Origin of the sequence: Citrobacter sp. Cf087, from assembly GCF_030334285.1 — a bacterium.
Taxonomy (GTDB): domain Bacteria; phylum Pseudomonadota; class Gammaproteobacteria; order Enterobacterales; family Enterobacteriaceae; genus Citrobacter; species Citrobacter freundii.
In genome coordinates this window covers 718242-733134 of record NZ_JAOWED010000031.1, presented here as the reverse complement: position 1 = coordinate 733134, position 14893 = coordinate 718242, and the positions used below count along the sequence as shown (strand labels likewise).

Here is a 14893-nt window from a genome sequence, read left to right as displayed (position 1 = left end):
GGTCTTCTGAGGACGCAATTCGTAGGCCGGATAAGACGCGTTGACGTCGCATCCGGCATTTGTGTTACTTACCGCCTAAGCCTTTCTTCGCCAGCTCTTCTTTGAAGTTATCGCGGGTAATCAGCACCACATCCGTCACTTCAGTGAATGCCGGTGGCTCTGCACCTTTCGTTACCCAGTTGTAGAGCATTTCACTGGACTTGTAGCCGTGAACGTCCGGGCTTGGCAGCAGTGAACCGTAGAACCCGGTCGCTTCGCCTTTAGACAGTTCGCTTACTGCGTCAACGCCGTTGATACCAATACCAATTACGTTTGGTGCTTTGAAGCCCTGCCCTTCGGTCGCACGTACGCCGCCCAGCACGGTATTGTCGTTCATACCGACAATCAGCCAGTGTTTGACTTCAGGATGCTGAACCAGCATAGAGTTAGCGGCGTCGAATGCGCCGGGGATGTCATTCGATTTTGTTGGGACCTGGTAAATCTGTTTTTCCGGGAAGCCTGCGGCTTTAAGCGCTTCCATTGAACCAGAAGTACGACGACGTGCGGTATCCAGTTCGTTGGCGGTAATGGCCATTACGGCGGTGGATTTCACATCCCAACCGCGTTTTTGCATCTCCTTGTACAACTCCTGGCCCTGGCGCTCACCAATTTTGGTTGCCGCCATCATCACCAGCGGTACGGTATCCATCGGTTTACCTTTGGCGTTGGCAAACTGGTCATCGACGGCAATGACTTTCATATCGTAGCCACGCGCCTTAGCCATAATGGCTGGCCCCAGTTTTGGGTCTGGCGTACAAATAACAAACCCTTTTGCTCCACTTGCAGCCAGGCTGTCGATGGCGTTAAGGGTTTTCTCACCATCCGGGACGGCAATTTTAATCACCTCAAAACCAAGGTCTTTACCGGCTTTATCGGCAAATTTCCATTCAGTCTGGAACCACGGTTCTTCCGGCTGTTTGACCAGGAAACCGAGCTTCATGGATTCAGCGATAGCGGATTGTGACATAATGGCCGCCAGACCGATGGCAGCCAGCGCTTTAGTGAATTTGTGCATGGTTAACTCCAGCTTTAACGTTCTTTTATGTAGGGTAGAATCAGACGATTTTTTGTAATTCGGACGTAAAACAAGGCATTACCTTTTATTGATAAGATCAATGCCAGTGCTGAGAGTATTTGTAGCGGGAAATTGATTCTCCATAAGAGAGCGGCATCACACCACAGAATTACAGTAATTGCGTACATAAATTCAGCGGGAAATGACATAAAAAAACGCGGTTTTGTCGACGGGAAAAAAGAGGAATAGCAGATTAGTCCATAACATCAGCCAACGAATCCTTGTTCCCGAATACCGGAGCATTCGGGAAAATGATTACCATCGGTAATAAATGTGGTCAGCGTGATCGCGAACCGGAATATCATCTCCCAATAGACGCGCCGCAAGCGTCAATGCAAAATCGAAAATATGCCCTAACCCTTTACCGCAAATCAGGTTGCCATCTTCCACAATCGGCGCATCGATATATTCCCCATCCGTTACGTTTTGCCACAGATCCCCTGAACACACGTAGCGACGCCCCTTCAGCAGGCCGTTGCCACCCAGCACGCGCGCAGCCGCGGAACACACCGGGCAAATGAGTTTTCCTGCCTCGTCATGGCGAGCGATAAACTGGATGACAGCCTTACTGGCGGCAAGATTAACGCTGCCCTGCGGCCCGCCCGGTAACACAACGGCATCGTAAAGATCCGTCTGACGCGCGGCCAGCGTGCTGTCCGTCACCATCGGCACGTCATGGTAGCTCACCACCGCACGGGACTCGGCGCAGGCCAGTGTTTCAACTTCGATCTGCAGGCGGCGCAGAATATCAATGGTAACAATGGCTTCCGCCTCTTCAAAACCTGGTGCCAGTAGCACGGCAACCTTTTTCATACACACTCCTCGATTTTTCCAAATACACCAAACAATAAATGCCGAATCATTCAGGCGCTTAACTTTATTAATTTCAACAAAACTGATCTGGCGCAAATAATTAGCCGCAGATTTCGTTCACCGACACGTCGCGATGATGAAATTTCTTCATCCCAAGGCCGGATAATCATCCGGTGACAGACAATACCTGATTGTGAAATTCCATTTCGTGATATGAAACATCATTTCAATATTAACGCTTGACTTTAATACCATAAATATCAATCTGTTATATTCACACCACTTATATACACAAGCAGAAAAATCACTAATATTGCTATGACAATATGTAAAAAATCATAAATACGCAGATTTAAGGATTTTCTTAAGTCGGAACAGGAGTTATGCTGAATTTCGATCGGGAGCGAATATAATTCGTGATCACTAAAGGACCGGCGGAACGGATTTATTCTGCTAACAGTTTTAATTGTACGTAGAGGTGATGTGTAGCGGCAGCCCGTTGCACTGACGTAAGTAACGTACATCCCCCTTTCTGGAAATAAGGATATTGATATGGCTGCAGTTGGAATTGTTCATAAACTCAACACACAAATGAACCTCGAGTTCTACGCATCGAATCTTTACCTGCATCTCAGTGAATGGTGTTACGAACACAGCCTGACTGGCACCGCAACCTTTCTACGCACTCAGGCACAATGTAACGTGACTCAAATGATGCGTATGTTCAATTTTATGAAAAGTGCCGGGGCTAACCCCATCGTCAAGGCAATTGATGTTCCGGGTGATGAACTAACTTCTCTTGAAGAACTGTTTCAGAAAACGCTGGATGAATACCAACAGCGTTACAGCAAGCTATCACGCTTGACCAATGAAGCAGAAGCCTTGAATGATGCAACAACCATTGATTTTCTTCACGATCTGGAAAAAGAGCAGCAGCAGGATGGCGTGCTGTTACAGACGATTCTTGATGAAGTCCGCAGCGCTAAACGTGCGGGACTGTGCATGGCGCAAACCGATAAGCATCTGCTGAACGTCGTGAACTATCAACATCACTAATCTTCAATTTTCATCATGTTAATGCCGGATAACGATGCGACGCACCTTATCCGGCTGGTGCTTAATTTTCTCTACGCTCACGCCTCTCATTCTGCGAGGCGCAAAAAAACCTTTCTAAAACCTGAAACAACGGTTTATTTTAGTGAGATTCATTCTGCGGCGTGAATTTCAACTCGATCAAGGCAACTGCTTTTTGTATTGCGCGCATAGTAACCGGATCGGCGCCCGCAGGATGGCTGGAGAAATCGATGCTTTTCAGTTGGCTGGACATTTTCTCCCGCACTTCTACTGGGGCAATAACATCAAGAACATCCAGAATCTGCTTGATAACCAGCTGACAGGCAACAACGTCCGAGAGCAGTTCCTGATCGGCATTCAGTGTTTGGGACATAGTGAGCTCCTTATAGAAAGGTCGTCATAGTACCTATTCAACGAACGAAACGATAGCCGCGCATGCATTACGAATGCGCTGGAAAATAAAAATAGATCCAGTCAGTTTCTTTTGAGATGGCAAGCACAACATGAGTGAACATTTAGCGGTTGAGAACAAACGCGGTCTATCCCCGGCTGCATTACTTGTTGCCGGGGCTTTCTTTATGGAGTTTATTGACGGCACGGTGATTGCCACCGTACTGCCCGACATGGCGAAGAGTTTTGCCGTGCAAGCGGTAGACCTGAACATAGGTATCAGCGCCTATCTGATCACCCTCGCGGTGCTGATTCCCGCCAGCGGCTGGATTGCGGATCGCTTCGGCGCCCGCAAGGTGTTTACCCTGGCGCTGGCGATATTTACTCTCGCCTCGGTTTTATGCGGTTTGTCCGAAAGCCTTGAGAGCTTTGTCGCCATGCGAATCTTACAGGGTGTAGGTGGCGCGCTAATGGTTCCGGTTGGCCGACTTGCGGTATTGCGTACCACGCCTAAACATCAGTTGATCACCGCTATTGCGACCCTGACCTGGCCCGCGTTAGTCGCCCCCATCATTGGCCCTCCCCTTGGCGGATTCATTACCAGCTATGCCAACTGGCGTTGGATCTTCTTCATCAATGTACCGCTCGGGATACTGGCGATTGCGCTGGCGCTACGTTTTATCCCGGATATTCATGACGACGAGCGCCGCCCATTTGATATAACGGGATTTATCGCAACCTCTGTTGCGATGGTAAGCCTGGTGTATGCCATGGAGTTACTGGGAACCCAACAGCCTCAGGGCTGGCTGACCGCCGGACTTTTGGCGCTAGGAACAGTGACATTTCTGTTTGCCCTGCATCATTTTCGTCGCGCCGCATGGCCAATGATTCGCCTTGATGCCATGAACGTCCCTACTTTTCGCGTCACCATGTATGGCGGATCGCTGTTTCGTGCCTCTATCAGCGCCGTGCCGTTTCTGCTGCCGTTAATGTTTCAGGTAGGTTTTGGCATGAACGCTTTCCACGCGGGTTCGCTGGTGCTGGCGGTATTTGTGGGCAATCTGACGATTAAACCGGCCACCACACCGTTGATACGTTGGCTGGGCTTTAAGAAACTGCTGTTGATTAACGGTGCGCTTAACGTTCTGGCGCTGCTGGCCTGTGCATTAATTACGCCACAGACCCCCGTGTGGGTTATTTTGCTGGTGTTGTATCTGGGCGGTGTGTTCCGCTCAATTCAGTTTACCGGCGTCAGCACGCTTGCCTTCGCGGACGTCCCCGCGGCACAAATGAGCTACGCTAATACGCTGTTCAGTACAGCGACACAATTAGCGGTAGGATTGGGCATTTCTTTAGCCGCTATTGGGATCCGCATTGGCGATGTGGTCAGTGAAAGGCTGGCATTGGGCAATATTCCAGGGATCAGTTTCCGGCTGGCCTTTGTCGCTATTGCCATTATTTGCCTGGTAGGTATGGTGGATACGCTGCGGCTCACCCGTGATGCAGGAAGTGCAGTATCGAACAAGAACAGGTAGCCCGGAGGGTGAACGCTGCCGGGCCAACAGGATTTAGCCAATTACCTCGCGTACAAACGCTTCGATTGCTTTGTCCTGGCAGTTTTCAAAGAAGCACTGCTGGAAGCGCGGGCCTGATACAGCGGTTTTCACCAGTTCAGGATCGATAGCGCGCAGCGTGTCCAGATAATTTTCTTTTACCACAGCCGCTTTCACCTGATTCAGAATACCGGCGTTACGTACCTGCGGCTCTTTACGCTCCGGTGGGTAGCCTTCCCCGTTACGCCCGGTGAACGCTTTTTCAAACATATAGCGCACATTCAGCTCAGCACCCCAGCCAAAACCTTTGGCGAATGCCAGAGAAAGCGCGTTGCCGTTGTTGATCTGAGAGAACAAGAACGCATCTGCAGGATCGAGGCAATAACCACACACCACACCCGGATGGATATTCAGTGACATCATTGCCCCCTGGCCCGTGCCGCAACCGGTGACCACGAAATCAACCGCTTTGGAATTAAGCAGGATGCTGGCCATAATTCCTAAATGGATGTAGGTCAGATGATGATCATTTTCATCGCTCATCCCAACGTTATAGACCGGAAAACCTTTCTCATCCGCAACGGCTTTAAGCTCGTTATGGATGATGGCGTTTTTGCTTGCCTGGCTGTTTTCCATCATCAATGCAATTTTCATTCTGTACTCTCCTGAATGCACTGCGGTAGCCCGCTGAAAGTCATAACATTCAGCCACATTACTATTTTGCAATCACACTTTCAAATTTAATGAAATTTAGTTTTAAAAAACAAAGTTGCGCTCACATTCTTGTCTGAACAGTTCAGAATTGCCTCAAACGAATGACCTCGTTGTGATTAATCACAGGTGATCTTCGGGCTATTCAAGCCATTGATGAGGGCCTCTGTATGCCATGATAGTGTATCTTCGAACTTTCAGAGCGATCTCATGAAGACCTTTATCCTAGCGCTTTTGCCGCTCGTGCTGACAGGATGCACAATTACAAAACAGGCGCAGGTCAGCGAAGCCAGCGCCATCACTGGTGTGGTTCGCCTGACTTATAATCAGGCCATGTTACAAACAGCACGTACCGATGACTACGTTACCCAAGGGACAGCCACCAAAGAGTGTCAGCGCCTGGGCTATGCCAGCGCTGAAGCGTTTGGTCAGCCGGTGTCAACCTGCAGCGTATATGCAGGCTCTCTGTGCTTAAATACCAAAATTACACTCGCCTGGCAGTGTCATGGTGTCGCAGTATCGCAATCCCCCTCATTCAATTATTAATATTTCCGACCAGCACATTTTTGCTGGTCTTTTACCACTTTATTATTTATATCCTCCGCTTAATATCGTTAATGCGTTTTATTCCCATTCGCATTTTTAATAAATAAATTTATTATTTTACCTTTTGCAAATAATTAAATAACAAATTATAGTGACGACACGTCAATATATAATAATGTTTGTGGAGCAGAACCATGCTGAAAACAGAAATGATCGACCAACTGAATGAGCAAATGAATCTTGAATTATATTCATCTCTGCTCTACCAACAGATGAGCGCGTGGTGCAGCTATCACAGCTTCGAAGGTGCCGCCGCGTTTTTGCGCCGTCACGCTCAGGAAGAGATGACGCACATGCAGCGTCTGTTCGATTACCTGACCGATACCGGCAGCTTGCCGCGTATTAATACCGTTTCTTCCCCTTTTGCTGAATATGCGTCTCTGGATGAACTGTTCCGTGTCACTTACGAACACGAGCAGCTGATCACCCAGAAAATTAATGAGCTGGCACACGCGGCAATGACCCACCAGGATTATCCAACCTTTAATTTCCTGCAATGGTATGTTGCCGAGCAGCATGAAGAAGAGAAATTATTTAAATCTGTTATTGATAAGCTGTCGCTGGCAGGGAAAAGCGGCGAAGGTCTTTATTTCATCGATAAAGAACTGGCTACGCTTGATACGCAGAATTAATATTTTGGGGTAATGAAGGCAACCCGCCATCATTACCCATTAAAATCAGTGACGGCAGATCTTGCTTTCGTGCGTAGAGAAGCCGTCTTCTTTTGCAATAAACTTTCCCTTCGCCGCTAAAAACGCCACCAGCTCGCCTGCCGTCATATCTGCCGCAGAACAAGTGTGGAAACGTGCCTGCTCGCCGAAACGTGCCGTAATCGCCGCTTCAAGGCTGGCATTTGAATACTGCTCGCCAGATTCAATCATCATGTTGAGCACTTCGTGACCGTGAATAGATTCCATACTACCTCCTCAATAAAGACCGTAGCCTAATGTGAACCGCACGGCGCTGCTTTGCGCTAACGCAGGTTTATCCGCAGATAAATGTTATTTGTTATACATCTTAATGGTCAAAAAATCGTAAACATTAATGTACAACCATTGTAACGACGATTTGACGAAAATAGCGTTTTGCCTTAACCTGCGCCGCAGATATAACCGTTGATTATCTCTGGGACAGAGGAAAGCGTGAAAAACAGAACCCTGGGTAGTATTTTTATCGTGGCGGGAACCACGATTGGTGCTGGTATGTTGGCAATGCCGTTGGCTGCGGCAGGCGTGGGGTTTAGCGTCACGTTGGTATTGTTAGTCAGTCTTTGGGCGTTGATGTGCTACACCGCGCTGCTGCTGCTTGAAGTATATCAACATGTCCCGGCAGACACCGGGCTGGGTACGCTGGCAAAACGGTATCTTGGTCGTTACGGACAATGGGTAACGGGCTTTAGCATGATGTTTTTAATGTATGCCCTGACGGCGGCGTACATCAGTGGTGCAGGTGAACTGCTGGCCTCCAGCATCAGCGACTGGACCGGAGCAAATATATCTCCGACAACAGGCGTACTGCTGTTCACCTTTGTTGCCGGTGGCGTGGTTTGTGTTGGGACCTCGCTGGTCGATCTGTTCAACCGTCTGCTATTCAGCGCCAAGATAATCTTCCTGGTGGCGATGCTGGCTCTGTTAATGCCGCATATCCATAAAGTGAACCTGCTTACGCTGCCGCTGCAACAGGGGCTGGCGCTCTCCGCAATCCCGGTCATCTTCACCTCGTTCGGTTTTCACGGCAGTGTCCCCAGTATCGTCAGCTATATGAACGGTAACATCCGTAAACTGCGTTGGGTGTTTATTACGGGTAGCGCTATTCCACTGGTCGCCTATATCTTCTGGCAACTGGCGACGCTTGGCAGCATTAACTCGACAACGTTCATGGGGCTTTTAGCCAACCACGCAGGCTTAAACGGCTTATTGCAGGCATTGCGTGAAGTCGTGGCTTCGCCGCACGTCGAACTGGCGGTACATCTGTTTGCCGACCTCGCGCTGGCAACCTCTTTCCTCGGCGTTGCATTGGGATTATTTGACTACCTGGCCGACCTCTTCCAGCGCCGCAATACCGTAGCGGGAAGAATGCAAACCGGCGTGGTGACCTTCCTGCCGCCGCTGGCATTCGCGCTGTTCTATCCGCGTGGTTTTGTCATGGCATTAGGGTATGCGGGCGTTGCCCTGGCGGTGCTGGCGCTGCTCATTCCCTCGATGCTGGCCTGGCAGAGCAGAAAACATAATCCGCAGGCCAACTACCGCGTAGCCGGCGGTGCTCCGGCGCTGGCACTGGTATTTTTGTGCGGCATTGTGGTGATCGCAGTACAGTTTTCTATTGCAGCAGGATTACTACCAGAAGTGGGTTAAAACAAAGGGGCTTTCGCCCCTTTCTGTTAATGCAAACAGCACTGCTTATATTTCTTGCCGCTGCCACAGGGGCAAGGGTCATTGCGCCCTACTTTGGCATCCACTTTCACCGGTACTTTGACCGGCGTTTCCTGAGGATGCGCCATCCAGTAAGCATGCAGGTCCAGCGCAGCCAGGCGGATGGCATCGACGCTCTCTTCAAACGCCTCAGGTGTCAATTTCTCAACCACCGCAAAGTTCTCTTCCGTACCGTGCAGCGCAATAGCCTCAAGTGCTGGTTTTAACGTGTCCGGTAACGCAGACCAGTCTGACAGTGCAACGCCGCGCATATAACCAAAGCACCACTCTTCAACGATGGTCAGTTCATGATCGTCAATTTCACGCAAACCAAACAACGGCTCAAACTGCTCAGGATATTCATCCAGACGATCGGCCGTATCCGCCATATGTTGAAACGCCAGGTTCATGAAACGCGTCATTTCTTTTTCGGAGGACCAGCGAGGGACATACTGCGCGCCCCCCCAAATCGCGACCAGCCACTGCTCTGGTTCAATTTCATACGGTGAACTCAGCACCGCCGTCAGCAAACCATCTAGTTCTGACACATCCAGAATAGCCTTGTCTGTATTGTACTTAGTCAGTACATCATCCAGCCATTCCAGTTCGCTCTCGTTTAATGGTCCCGTTTTCATAACGCTTTTCCTTAGTCAAAAAATCTTGCCTGTGATCATCCTACATGGCTGGAGGGATAACAGATACAAATGGGCATATGCGGCATACAGCTGCCGCCTGTTCAGGTTAACAGGAAACGAGGGGAATTCCGGAAGTTAACGCACAAAAGAGAACACGAAGCCGCCGGGCATCATACCGGGAAAACACAATAAAACCACCCGCAGGTGATTTACTGTTGTTCAATGCGGTTGAGCGTTGCGGTATAGCCCGTTTTCGCTACCGCGTTAAGTAAAGTATCGGTTGGGAAACCTTCTGGCACAATCGCTTCTGCTTGTCGGGTTTTTAGGGAGGACTTTGCTTTAATCACGCCGTCGGTTTCACGTAGCGCCTGATTGACCGAAATAACGCATAGCGAGCAGGTCATATTTTGTATATCCAGCACCACTTTTTGATTGGTCGCCTGAGCCCACAGCGGCAGCAACAAGCATGCAACTAATGTGAAGATTTTCATTCAAATACCTCATAAAACCAGGCAACAAGCGTTGGGTAAAATAACACTGGCAAAATCAATGCCAGTGCGCACCAGTAGAGAACGCGCGCTTGCTTCAGAGTTAGCCACCCGGAGCACCACAGCCGCCTGGAGAAATAGAGCCGCCAGAAAACATGCAGTAATAAGCCCAATGACAGCAGCATCAAGGGAATTCGCAAAAACTCAAACTGGGTGAAAACAGCAAAGCTCGCCGCCGAAATACCAAACAGCAGGTAGAGCAGCGGTCCAACGCAGCATAAGCCCGCGGTGACGGCAGCTACCGCAGCCGTCAACAGGGTGAGTCCCGCCCCTTTAGCGTTGTTCTGTGGCGACATAGCTGTAGGAGAACGCTTTAGGATCGTAGAAATTGATCGGGTCGCCATCAACTTCAGCATAAGGATAACCAAAGTTGTTCACCGCGCCCTGCTCCGTTGCCGGATACAGCTCGAAATCACGCCCGTAGTTGAATCCAACCCAGTTCATTTCCCAGTTGCCAAACAGGTAAGTGTTTACCGCCTGGACATCGGCGTCCTGATGCGATTTTTTCTCTGCCAGACGCATTTTGGTCACATCAGCAGGATCGCAAGGTAACCAACCGTAACCGGCCAGATAGAACTCGGCACGACAATGTTGCCCACCGCTCACATCAGCAACGCCTGCGCTGTCTGCTTTGCCAAAAGCACTTTTCGAGTAACGTTCGAGCTTATTGGCTTTACCCAGACGGATACCAAACAGTTCGCGCGCGGGAATGCCGCTGGCCCGCGCCAGAGCCACAAAAACGGAGCTCATGTCGGTGCATTTTCCTTTGAGCTTACCGCTTTTTAAGATCTCCGCTACATCCCCCGTGCCGCAGCCGATAACGTCGTTATCGCGCTCCATATGGCTACTCACCCACTCGTAAATCAGGCGTGCTTTTTTCAGCGGATCCTGCTCATTACCGGTGATTTTACGTGCGGTTTCCAGAACCAGCCCATCAACTGGGGTATGTGCCGTCGGCAAAAGGTACGGTTTTACATCCAGCGGGTAAATAATCTGCTCCGGCGCTTGCCAGGTTTTCAACGCGTCCTGCTTCAGCGGTTCCCAGTCGGCGGTTTCAATGTCGATATCAACGTTAATCAACAGTTCGCCCTGCGAGTCAGGCCAGGTGGCAAACAGCGTTTTCGCGCCATAAGTATTATTAGTGGTGACATACGCTTGCTTATAGTTTCCGCTAAAGGCAAGCGCCGTCATTTGTTGAAAAGCGGTATCTACAGGAAGCGGGATCCACAGTTTCACTACACCGTTCGAGCCCTTAGGAGGGTTAAGTTTATAGGTCTGGGATAACACAAAGCGCCGACGCGCGACTGGTGCAACGGATGGCTCAGCGGCGTGAACCGTCTGACTAATAACCGCAGGACCGACTAAACCGGCGGCCGAAAGGAGAACGCTATTTTTGAGAAATTGTCGACGTTGCATTGCTGTCTGTCCATGTTATAAGAGTTGAACTACGGCTAAGAAGGTAAAAACCGTATACGATCATCACAGCAGACAGACGCTGACATAAAAAGGTGAGCCGATGGAGGTTATTCATCAATAACAGACCTGTTAACTGTGAATGAAATAAGATACTACAAGGTCGCTATTAAGCCATTTACAGGCAAAAAAGTACAGCAGTGAGCGGATATCAATCTGCCAGCCCCCTTCTTATGAAACAAACTCAGCGTAAATCCTGTCTATATTTAACTGCAGCCATAGCGGAAACAACCCTACCCCTAAATCCCGTTTCTTATCTTTGGAGGACATAAAAATGGCAATGAGAATACTGTCTATCGATGGTGGCGGGATCAGAGGCATCCTTCCGGGTATGCTACTTGTGGCACTGGAGAAGAAATTGCAGGATATATCACAAAATCCTACCGCCAGAATTGCGGATTACTTCGATCTCGTTGCCGGTACCAGTACCGGGGCCATTCTGTGTTCTGCTTACGTTTGCCCTGATGCGAAAGGAAAGCCCAAGTTCTCCGCTCAGGAAGCCGTCAATTTCTATCTTCAGGATGGGGATGAAATTTTTGATGTCGGCGTCTGGAAAACAATCAGTTCACTGGGTGGTGCTAGCGATGAAAAATATTCTGCAAAGGAGCTGGAGAGGGTATTAAAAACAGCATTTGGTGAAACAAAAATCAGTGAATTATTAAGACCAACCTGCTTTGTTTCTTATGACGTGAGCAGTCGTCTTCCTGTTATTTTCAAACAACACTCCGCCCTCGCCAAGAATCGGGACTTCCTGGTCAGGGATGCTTTACGGGGTACCTCAGCAGCTCCCACTTATTTCGAGGCAGCGCGTATTTATTCATTACCCCCGGTACCCGAAAAATTTGTCCTGGTTGATGGCGGTGTGGTGGCAAACGACCCGGCACTCTGCGCCTATTCCGAAGCGATTAAATTCAGTAATGTCGCTGGCATTAAGGATATGATTATTGTCTCACTGGGCACTGGCAAGAAATTGCAGGGGTATTCTTATTCCGAAGTTAAGGACTGGGGCCCCTTTGGCTGGGCAAAACCGGCTATTGATATCGCGCTAGAGGGGGGGCCACAGATGACCGCGTATTATCTGCAACAAATTGCCTCAACGGTAAAAAACTCTAAATACTACAGAATTCAGCCTGAACTATACGGCGCCGATCCAACGCTGGATAACGCATCGCGTGAAAACTTAGAACTTCTGCGCAAGGCAGGCCTACAAAATGCCGCCGTGTATGATAAGAAATTGACTGAGATCGCTAAGTTATTAATCAGTAGTGGAGGCAATTTTAAATATCAGGACGCTAATTAATCCTCAACGCTGACTGAACTCAAAATATATGTACATTCGTTGCCAGCTTACGGGCTAACCCTCTGGCCCCTTCGCGCATGACCGTATCGTGATTCCAGCGAAAAACGGGTGCCGCCAGCGGGGCCAGGTAATTCATCCAACGAATCGTGGTGCGAACATTCCAGTCATATCTGACGATGGTCTCAGCGCCACTGGCAGAAAAATACCACACACCTCGCCCTTCTACCGCCCCACTGGCTTGTCCCTCAAGCAGCGAGCAAGGCAGAATATTTAACACGTTGATGTCAAAGGTTAAGCGATAGGGAAGCGCTCCTTTCCAGGTATAACGATGCAGCGCCCCAATGCCCTGTACATCACCTTTTTTAATCTCAACAATGCGTTCCAGACTTCCCCACCATTCAGGCCACTGATCGGGATGAGAAAAAACATCCCATACCTCCTGAATAGAAGCCTCAACCCGCCAGACGGTGGAAAACTGATAGTCAGCCATAATACAGCCTCCTTCAAGGTGAGAAGAAATTGGCGGGAAAACGGATGTTAATGACCATAGCATCCAGAAGCACGGTTTCTAATCGCTGCCCATCTGGCGCATAGCTGATCACTTTGGCAGGGAGTCCGTGATAATTATCCAGCCAGACGTCATAGCGGTGAACACCATCAACCACCATTGTTCCAGGCCCAACCACAGATACGTGCGTCGTCGCCCGTCCTGCAAGGTTTTCCTTACCAACAGTGGTCATTGTCCCTTCGCGTTGCAGATGACGAATATTGCCCAACAACACGCCGATATCAGAGCGATCCACCCGATGACCACGCTCATCCTGGATCAATGAATTAGTAGGCGACAGGTGCAAAATGGGCAAAGAACCCACACCAAATGGCCATAACGTCACTTTACCGCTGACAGGATTAAAGATAAGCACCGCTCCTGAATGCGGTTGGGTAAAATCCATCCGCACATACCCAGGCTTTTGAAAGCTATAGCGAATAATTTTGCTTTCATCGGATGGCGACGAAGAGCGCATCATGACCTGATAAGACGTCAGGTTATTAAATGACTGTTGAGAAAATGCGATGGGATCCATAGACCTGGCATTCTGCGAAAAGATATTCCCTTTTTCCACCGAATATGCTGCACAACTAAAGGTGAGCAATGCTGCGAACATGACTATCGGAGAAGATGAAATGTTCATAGCTGCCCCCTGAACCAGCGCGATTGGCAAACAGGAGTTATCACCTGCCGGCTGTTTTTATTATAGTTCTTAACTGCGCGGCACTACTCCTCCGGCCCCTCAGACTCAGTATGGACAGCAGGTTTAAATTATTAGTTTTCTTTTCAGTTGAGATAACAACATAAAGCTATACTTTAATAGCCATACTTTTAATAGGTATTAATCATGAAACTGCCATCGGTATTTTCATGCGCCGTTCTCATATTACTGCTGCTGTTGTCATCTTCTGCCACATCCAGCACGTTACAAAACCAGGCCGTCAGAGAGCAAGAGTTAAGCGCGGCACTTCAAGCCGGTAATGGCGTGATCATCATTGGCGGGACGGATGATTTCGTTTTCACGTTCAGGGCACGAAACCAAATCCACAGACACCTGGCGATACAGGATGGCTTTGGCGATCCCATCCTGATGAATGGTTTCCAGGACCACAACTATAATCCCGCCCGCGATGGTTTTATCAACAACCCTGCCCGAGGGGGCTTTTTGTTTAACGCGCCGATTCGGCGATAGATTGATGTGCAATAGTGAGTTCTATGCTTGTAAAAAACAGGCACAAAAAAACCACCCGTAGGTGGTTTCACGACACTGCTTATTGCTTTGATTATTCTGTTCTTTCCCATGGTACCCGGAGTGGGACTTGAACCCACACAGCGCGAACGCCGAGGGATTTTAAATCCCTTGTGTCTACCGATTCCACCATCCGGGCTCGGGAAAAAATTGGAGGCGCGTTCCGGAGTCGAACCGGACTAGACGGATTTGCAATCCGCTACATAACCGCTTTGCTAACGCGCCGAAATCTTCTGGCTTTTCAGCCGACATCCGCTATTGCCGATGTCTCTAATTTGGAGCGGGAAACGAGACTCGAACTCGCGACCCCGACCTTGGCAAGGTCGTGCTCTACCAACTGAGCTATTCCCGCATCACCAAGTAACTTTGTTAATCACTTGATTTTGTTATCGTCTGGCAATCAGTGCTGCCGTTCGATGCGTTGCATTCTACTTACCTGACGCAATGAGTCAACGATATTTTTCAC

Annotated in this window: 18 protein-coding genes and 3 tRNA genes; 7 read left to right on the top strand and 14 right to left on the bottom strand. The window is 49.2% G+C overall.

Features of this window, described 5'->3' with window-relative positions; all coding sequences use genetic code 11:
- Positions 1–64: 64 nt before the first annotated feature.
- Complete coding sequence (locus OGV57_RS20160; protein WP_003034602.1) at positions 65–1054, bottom strand: arabinose ABC transporter substrate-binding protein; 990 nt, start codon at positions 1052–1054, stop codon at positions 65–67.
- Positions 1055–1369: 315 nt separating this feature from the next.
- On the bottom strand, positions 1370–1927 hold the full coding sequence (locus tag OGV57_RS20155) for a DJ-1/PfpI family protein (RefSeq protein ID WP_003844182.1): 558 nt from the start codon (positions 1925–1927) through the stop codon (positions 1370–1372).
- Between the two features lie 552 nt (positions 1928–2479).
- On the opposite strand from OGV57_RS20155, the gene OGV57_RS20150 reads away from it, so the two are divergent.
- The gene (locus tag OGV57_RS20150) at positions 2480–2983 is read left to right on the top strand and encodes a non-heme ferritin-like protein (RefSeq protein ID WP_003839130.1); all 504 of its coding nucleotides are present in this window, start codon (positions 2480–2482) and stop codon (positions 2981–2983) included.
- 139 nt (positions 2984–3122) lie between these two features.
- Here OGV57_RS20150 and OGV57_RS20145 read toward each other — a convergent pair whose 3' ends face one another.
- A complete protein-coding gene (locus OGV57_RS20145; protein ID WP_003034595.1) occupies positions 3123–3374 on the bottom strand; it encodes a DUF2766 family protein in 252 nt (83 codons plus the stop codon).
- Between the two features lie 130 nt (positions 3375–3504).
- Here OGV57_RS20145 and OGV57_RS20140 point away from each other — a divergent pair, with 130 nt between their 5' ends.
- The gene (locus OGV57_RS20140; RefSeq protein ID WP_054528514.1) at positions 3505–4926 is read left to right on the top strand and encodes an MFS transporter; all 1422 of its coding nucleotides are present in this window, start codon (positions 3505–3507) and stop codon (positions 4924–4926) included.
- Between the two features lie 33 nt (positions 4927–4959).
- Here the strand turns inward: OGV57_RS20140 and OGV57_RS20135 are convergent, their stop codons facing one another.
- On the bottom strand, positions 4960–5598 hold the full coding sequence (locus OGV57_RS20135) for an RpiB/LacA/LacB family sugar-phosphate isomerase (protein ID WP_003034591.1): 639 nt from the start codon (positions 5596–5598) through the stop codon (positions 4960–4962).
- A 267-nt stretch (positions 5599–5865) separates the two neighbouring features.
- Here OGV57_RS20135 and yecR point away from each other — a divergent pair, with 267 nt between their 5' ends.
- The gene (gene yecR / locus OGV57_RS20130; RefSeq protein WP_003034590.1) at positions 5866–6201 is read left to right on the top strand and encodes a YecR family lipoprotein; all 336 of its coding nucleotides are present in this window, start codon (positions 5866–5868) and stop codon (positions 6199–6201) included.
- A gap of 194 nt (positions 6202–6395) precedes the next feature.
- Positions 6396–6893: a non-heme ferritin gene (gene ftnA / locus OGV57_RS20125; protein WP_003034588.1), complete on the top strand. Its 498-nt coding sequence runs from the start codon at positions 6396–6398 to the stop codon at positions 6891–6893.
- 45 nt (positions 6894–6938) lie between these two features.
- Here ftnA and OGV57_RS20120 read toward each other — a convergent pair whose 3' ends face one another.
- Positions 6939–7178, bottom strand: coding sequence for a YecH family metal-binding protein (locus OGV57_RS20120; RefSeq protein ID WP_003034586.1), 240 nt, complete (start codon positions 7176–7178; stop codon positions 6939–6941).
- Between the two features lie 225 nt (positions 7179–7403).
- On the opposite strand from OGV57_RS20120, the gene tyrP reads away from it, so the two are divergent.
- Entirely contained in the window at positions 7404–8615 is a 1212-nt protein-coding gene (gene tyrP, locus OGV57_RS20115) for a tyrosine transporter TyrP (RefSeq protein ID WP_054528515.1), read from the top strand.
- Between the two features lie 26 nt (positions 8616–8641).
- Here tyrP and OGV57_RS20110 read toward each other — a convergent pair whose 3' ends face one another.
- The 4 genes from OGV57_RS20110 to OGV57_RS20095 form a co-directional block, all read right to left on the bottom strand.
- Entirely contained in the window at positions 8642–9307 is a 666-nt protein-coding gene (locus tag OGV57_RS20110; protein ID WP_044701508.1) for a YecA/YgfB family protein, read from the bottom strand.
- Between the two features lie 209 nt (positions 9308–9516).
- Entirely contained in the window at positions 9517–9798 is a 282-nt protein-coding gene (locus OGV57_RS20105) for a heavy-metal-associated domain-containing protein (protein WP_003839119.1), read from the bottom strand.
- Positions 9795–10151 carry a mercuric transporter MerT family protein gene (locus tag OGV57_RS20100; protein WP_054528516.1) on the bottom strand — a complete coding sequence of 119 codons (357 nt, stop codon included), beginning with the start codon at positions 10149–10151 and terminating at the stop codon, positions 9795–9797. The genes OGV57_RS20105 and OGV57_RS20100 overlap by 4 nt, the downstream gene beginning before the upstream one ends.
- Positions 10129–11271 (bottom strand): transglutaminase-like domain-containing protein, encoded by a 1143-nt coding sequence (locus tag OGV57_RS20095; protein WP_054528517.1) that lies wholly within the window; start codon positions 11269–11271, stop codon positions 10129–10131. Before OGV57_RS20095 ends, OGV57_RS20100 begins: the two co-directional genes overlap by 23 nt.
- A gap of 331 nt (positions 11272–11602) precedes the next feature.
- Between OGV57_RS20095 and OGV57_RS20090 the strand changes: the two genes are divergently transcribed.
- Positions 11603–12628: a patatin-like phospholipase family protein gene (locus tag OGV57_RS20090; RefSeq protein ID WP_054528518.1), complete on the top strand. Its 1026-nt coding sequence runs from the start codon at positions 11603–11605 to the stop codon at positions 12626–12628.
- A 19-nt stretch (positions 12629–12647) separates the two neighbouring features.
- Here OGV57_RS20090 and OGV57_RS20085 read toward each other — a convergent pair whose 3' ends face one another.
- Both OGV57_RS20085 and OGV57_RS20080 read right to left on the bottom strand, forming a co-directional pair.
- Complete coding sequence (locus OGV57_RS20085; protein ID WP_054528519.1) at positions 12648–13118, bottom strand: SRPBCC family protein; 471 nt, start codon at positions 13116–13118, stop codon at positions 12648–12650.
- A 13-nt stretch (positions 13119–13131) separates the two neighbouring features.
- Positions 13132–13821, bottom strand: a complete 690-nt coding sequence (locus tag OGV57_RS20080; RefSeq protein ID WP_044701512.1) for a LolA family protein — start codon at positions 13819–13821, stop codon at positions 13132–13134.
- A 204-nt stretch (positions 13822–14025) separates the two neighbouring features.
- Here OGV57_RS20080 and OGV57_RS20075 point away from each other — a divergent pair, with 204 nt between their 5' ends.
- Positions 14026–14370, top strand: coding sequence for a hypothetical protein (locus tag OGV57_RS20075; RefSeq protein WP_071684365.1), 345 nt, complete (start codon positions 14026–14028; stop codon positions 14368–14370).
- Positions 14371–14479: 109 nt separating this feature from the next.
- Here the strand turns inward: OGV57_RS20075 and OGV57_RS20070 are convergent.
- From OGV57_RS20070 to OGV57_RS20060, 3 genes are all read right to left on the bottom strand, one after another.
- Positions 14480–14566, bottom strand: a tRNA-Leu gene (locus OGV57_RS20070).
- Positions 14567–14578: 12 nt separating this feature from the next.
- A tRNA-Cys gene (locus OGV57_RS20065) sits at positions 14579–14652 on the bottom strand.
- A gap of 51 nt (positions 14653–14703) precedes the next feature.
- Positions 14704–14779 (bottom strand) — tRNA-Gly (locus tag OGV57_RS20060).
- Positions 14780–14893 lie beyond the last annotated feature (114 nt).

What these genes read in the sequence shown, in the direction of transcription:
- OGV57_RS20160 (WP_003034602.1), bottom strand. Translation starts at nt 1,054, where the DNA reads ATGCACAAATTCACTAAAGCGCTGGCTGCCATCGGTCTGGCGGCCATT.
- OGV57_RS20155 (WP_003844182.1), bottom strand. Translation starts at nt 1,927, where the DNA reads ATGAAAAAGGTTGCCGTGCTACTGGCACCAGGTTTTGAAGAGGCGGAA.
- OGV57_RS20150 (WP_003839130.1), top strand. Translation starts at nt 2,480, where the DNA reads ATGGCTGCAGTTGGAATTGTTCATAAACTCAACACACAAATGAACCTC.
- OGV57_RS20145 (WP_003034595.1), bottom strand. Translation starts at nt 3,374, where the DNA reads ATGTCCCAAACACTGAATGCCGATCAGGAACTGCTCTCGGACGTTGTT.
- OGV57_RS20140 (WP_054528514.1), top strand. Translation starts at nt 3,505, where the DNA reads ATGAGTGAACATTTAGCGGTTGAGAACAAACGCGGTCTATCCCCGGCT.
- OGV57_RS20135 (WP_003034591.1), bottom strand. Translation starts at nt 5,598, where the DNA reads ATGAAAATTGCATTGATGATGGAAAACAGCCAGGCAAGCAAAAACGCC.
- yecR (WP_003034590.1), top strand. Translation starts at nt 5,866, where the DNA reads ATGAAGACCTTTATCCTAGCGCTTTTGCCGCTCGTGCTGACAGGATGC.
- ftnA (WP_003034588.1), top strand. Translation starts at nt 6,396, where the DNA reads ATGCTGAAAACAGAAATGATCGACCAACTGAATGAGCAAATGAATCTT.
- OGV57_RS20120 (WP_003034586.1), bottom strand. Translation starts at nt 7,178, where the DNA reads ATGGAATCTATTCACGGTCACGAAGTGCTCAACATGATGATTGAATCT.
- OGV57_RS20110 (WP_044701508.1), bottom strand. Translation starts at nt 9,307, where the DNA reads ATGAAAACGGGACCATTAAACGAGAGCGAACTGGAATGGCTGGATGAT.
- OGV57_RS20105 (WP_003839119.1), bottom strand. Translation starts at nt 9,798, where the DNA reads ATGAAAATCTTCACATTAGTTGCATGCTTGTTGCTGCCGCTGTGGGCT.
- OGV57_RS20100 (WP_054528516.1), bottom strand. Translation starts at nt 10,151, where the DNA reads ATGTCGCCACAGAACAACGCTAAAGGGGCGGGACTCACCCTGTTGACG.
- OGV57_RS20095 (WP_054528517.1), bottom strand. Translation starts at nt 11,271, where the DNA reads ATGCAACGTCGACAATTTCTCAAAAATAGCGTTCTCCTTTCGGCCGCC.
- OGV57_RS20090 (WP_054528518.1), top strand. Translation starts at nt 11,603, where the DNA reads ATGGCAATGAGAATACTGTCTATCGATGGTGGCGGGATCAGAGGCATC.
- OGV57_RS20085 (WP_054528519.1), bottom strand. Translation starts at nt 13,118, where the DNA reads ATGGCTGACTATCAGTTTTCCACCGTCTGGCGGGTTGAGGCTTCTATT.
- OGV57_RS20080 (WP_044701512.1), bottom strand. Translation starts at nt 13,821, where the DNA reads ATGAACATTTCATCTTCTCCGATAGTCATGTTCGCAGCATTGCTCACC.
- OGV57_RS20075 (WP_071684365.1), top strand. Translation starts at nt 14,026, where the DNA reads ATGAAACTGCCATCGGTATTTTCATGCGCCGTTCTCATATTACTGCTG.